The sequence below is a fragment of the Vibrio sp. 1249-1 genome (assembly GCF_033340495.1).
Map to the genome: position 1 here is coordinate 1 of NZ_JAWOWJ010000165.1, position 1,009 is coordinate 1,009.

Annotated in this window: 1 protein-coding gene; it reads right to left on the reverse strand. The window is 45.9% G+C overall.

Translation table 11 applies throughout. The features are described 5' to 3' along the window. The coding region (locus R7Z50_RS24980) for a glycosyltransferase (protein ID WP_318149417.1) at positions 1-1,009 on the reverse strand (1,009 nt) is incomplete at both ends.

Genomic DNA, 1,009 nt, shown 5'->3' on the forward strand with positions numbered 1-1,009 from the left:
TAAGTCATTACCATCTTGGATCAGGCCGTAAAACAAGTTGCCTTCGTTTGGCACGTTACGAAAGTTCGATAAGTTACGCTCAAAAGGATCCGGAGAGAAGAAATGGTGCGGCGTCTGAATAAGCGCCAACTTTGGATCTTTCAGGAACATCCCCATTGTGAGCTGAAAGAATGCTCGTGTAGGAATATGGTCACAGTCAAAAATCGCAACAAACTCACCGCTGGTCTGCTTCAACGCATAGTTAATGTTACCGGCTTTCGCATGTTCATTCGTTGGGCGGCGGATGTAGTTCACCCCTACACTTTTGGCGAAATCTCGGAAGCTATCACGCTTGCCGTCATCCAGAATGTGGATGTTGAGTTTGTCTTTCGGCCAATCGACACCTAACGAGGCATAAACCGTCGCTTTCACGACATCAAGATCTTCGTTGTAAGTAGGGATCATCAAGTCAATAGTTGGCCAAGTTGACTGATCCGGTGGCATCGATACTGGTTTGCGATTCAATGGCCAGATATTTTGGAAATAGCCAAGCATCAGCACAATCCAAGAATACGTCTCAGCTAGAAGTAAAACGCCCCCTAGAAACAAAGCAACAGGATCGTCCCAGTTCAGGGTAGACGAATAACGCCACCACAAGTATCGACATGAGGCCGTAACCGACAAGATGATCAAAAGCATGGTAGGAAAACGACCCGGCATGCGACGAACCATCATCGCTAATGCCCAGAGTAACAACACAAAGACAGTCTGAGCTTGATAACCAAATGGCACCGTAAAACACAGCAAAGCGATTAACACCACGAAAAACAGCAAGGTGTAGTTCAATGCCATTGCTGACTTACTTGCTTTAATGCGCTCTCGAACTTGTGGATCTTTGATGTTGTTCGCTGTCTGTTCTAACCAGCGGACGCTTTTTGCAACCAATTCAAATGGCAAGTAGAACGCATTGCGAATTTGTTCGGCTAAAGTCATCGCTAAGCTGCTGGTTTTTTTGGACCATGCTGTATTT